The organism is Microcystis sp. M53598_WE2, from assembly GCF_030067735.1.
In the GTDB taxonomy this organism is placed as follows: Bacteria; Cyanobacteriota; Cyanobacteriia; order Cyanobacteriales; family Microcystaceae; genus Microcystis; species Microcystis aeruginosa.
In genome coordinates this window covers 1-2,390 of record NZ_JASJFE010000522.1, presented here as the reverse complement: position 1 = coordinate 2,390, position 2,390 = coordinate 1, and the positions used below count along the sequence as shown (strand labels likewise).

At 48.1% G+C, this 2,390-nt stretch carries 4 protein-coding genes; all 4 read left to right on the top strand.

All coding sequences use genetic code 11. The features are described 5' to 3' along the window. Nucleotides 1-336 precede the first annotated feature (336 nt). Entirely contained in the window at nt 337-885 is a 549-nt protein-coding gene (gene rplJ, locus PX636_RS10630; RefSeq protein ID WP_004162773.1) for a 50S ribosomal protein L10, read from the top strand. 43 nt (nt 886-928) lie between these two features. Then, nucleotides 929-1,321, top strand: coding sequence for a 50S ribosomal protein L7/L12 (rplL, locus tag PX636_RS10625; RefSeq protein WP_004162771.1), 393 nt, complete (start codon nt 929-931; stop codon nt 1,319-1,321). 104 nt (nt 1,322-1,425) lie between these two features. Beyond that, nucleotides 1,426-1,521 (top strand): photosystem II reaction center protein T, encoded by a 96-nt coding sequence (locus tag PX636_RS10620; RefSeq protein WP_071823417.1) that lies wholly within the window; start codon nt 1,426-1,428, stop codon nt 1,519-1,521. A 127-nt stretch (nt 1,522-1,648) separates the two neighbouring features. Next, the gene (gene nrdR, locus PX636_RS10615; protein WP_004162769.1) at nt 1,649-2,164 is read left to right on the top strand and encodes a transcriptional regulator NrdR; all 516 of its coding nucleotides are present in this window, start codon (nt 1,649-1,651) and stop codon (nt 2,162-2,164) included. The last annotated feature ends 226 nt before the right edge of the window (nt 2,165-2,390 follow it).

Here is a 2,390-nt window from a genome sequence, read left to right as displayed (position 1 = left end):
TTTTTAGATTTATTCAGCAAACCCTAAGTAGCCTATACTCAAGGGATTCAGTCTTAAATGCGATCGCCCTGCTCGTTCCTTCCCAGGGCTTGACATAAATCCCGCAATAATGTTATGATGAGGGACTGGCTTAAGCCAAAGACAGCAGGTGCGAAACAGCTTAAATACCCTGCCGAGGTCAAAGCGAGAAAACAGCAGCCAAAAAGACTAAAGAGAGATATTTTCTGTCTTGGTCGTGCCTGAACTGGATTCTCTCCACTCAACCCCGGCGCTACAAGGGGTTATTTTTGCGCCTGTCTGTGGACCGGTCCCCCGCATACAGGAGGTGAACAAGGGATGGGGAGAAGCAGAGAAAGCAAGGGAGTAATTCTAGAAGAATTAAAAACCTCCCTGAGGGAAGCTCAATTAACGATGGTCATCGACTATCAAGGTTTAACCGTCGCCGAAATCAGCAATCTACGCCGCAAATTGCGCCCCACGGGAACGATTTGTCAAGTCACCAAAAATACTTTGATGGGCTTGGCGATCGCTGAAGATAGTGGCTGGGAACCGATGAAAAGCCTTTTATCGGGAACATCCGCCTTTCTGCTCGTAAAAGAGGATATCGGTGGAGCTTTCAAGGCCTATCAAGAGTTCAAAAAAGAAAGCAAAAAAACCGAATTGCGCGGCGGTGTCCTCAAAGAAGGGACCAAAGGTCAACTGTTGACGGAAGATCAGATCAAAGCGATCGCCGATTTACCGTCGAAAGAACAGTTAATCGCTCAGGCCGCTGGAGCAATCAACGCCATTGCCACCAAACTGGCCCGCAGCATCAACGAAGTTCCAGCATCTTTGGCCCGTGCCGTCGATGCCGTGGCCCGTCAAGAAGAAAAAGAAGCGGCTTAACACCGCACCAATCAATCACTTAAAACAATTAGGAGTCTAACCCATGTCTGCTGTAGCTGAAATCTTAGAAAAACTCAAAACCCTGACCCTCTTAGAAGCTGCGGAATTAGTCAAAGGTATCGAAGAAACCTTCGGAGTTAGCGCCGCCGCTCCGGCCGGTGGCATAATTATGGCTGCCCCCGGGGCTGCTCCTGCGGCCGCCGCTGAAGCTGTGGAAGAACAAACCGAATTTAACGTCGTTCTTGAAGAAGTTCCCGCCGACAAGAAAATTGCTATCCTCAAGGTAGTGCGCGAATTGACTGGTTTAGGACTCAAAGAAGCGAAAGACCTAGTAGAAGCCGCTCCCAAAGCGGTTAAAGAAGGCACCAACAAAGATGATGCCGCCGCCGTCAAGAAAAAACTGGAAGATGCCGGGGCAAAAGTTAGCGTTAAATAGATCGCCACTGATTCTGGGGATGTAGATTACATCCCCAGACAAGCCGAAAAGCTCATTTCCTGATACTATAGGATTGTCATAGCAATCTTGTAGGATGTCCAACCATGGAAAGCGTCGCTTACATCTTGGTTTTAACTATGGCCTTGGCGGTAATTTTCTTCGCCATCGCCTTCCGGGAACCTCCCCGGATTCAAAAGTAAATTTCTTAACTCCGTTTAACTTAATAATTTTCTTCCCTGAGCCGCCCGCTTGTCAAAAGCAGGTTAGCGGCTCTGGTTTTCGTATTTAAAGGCTTAAATTAAAGGTTCCCCTCACCGAGCGCCTCCTATGCAGTGTCCTCATTGTCAGCATACCGATAGTCGCGTTTTAGAGTCCCGTTCCTCCGAAAACGGTCAGAGCATTCGTCGTCGTCGTGAATGCTTACAGTGTAAATATCGCTTCACCACCTACGAGCGCATCGAATTCGTGCCGATCACGGTGATTAAAAAAGATGGTAAACGGGAATCTTTTGATCGCTGCAAACTGCTGCGGGGTATCGTCCGCGCCTGCGAAAAAACCGGCATTCCCCCCTCAAGATTAGAGGCGATCGTCAATGATATCGAATCCCGTCTGCAGCAAGACTCAAAACGGGAGGTAACAAGTCAGGAGATCGGTCAATTAGTCCTAGAATACCTCCGGCAAGAATCGGAAGTGGCCTATGTGCGCTTTGCTTCGGTTTACGGCAATTTTCAGGGAATTAGAGACTTTATCGCCGCTTTAGCGCTGCTGCAATCCTCCGAAATCGAACGCGCTCATCCTTCTTGGTCTCAAGTGGAAGAAGCCAGCGTGATCACCTCGTCTTAAATAGGCTTTGCGGCAAAAAGTTTTTCCTGGGGGCAGGGTGTGGGGTGTAGGGTGTAGGGTGTAGGGTTTTACCCATTTTCAGGGGGTCAATTACCTAATTTTCAGGGAAAAAGTCCTGAGAATTTCCCCCCGATCACTCCAATAGGCGGTACTTTTGGATTTCAAAAAGGTCTAAAAGTCTTATCCAACATGGTTTTTAGATTTATTCAGCAAACCCTAGTTAACC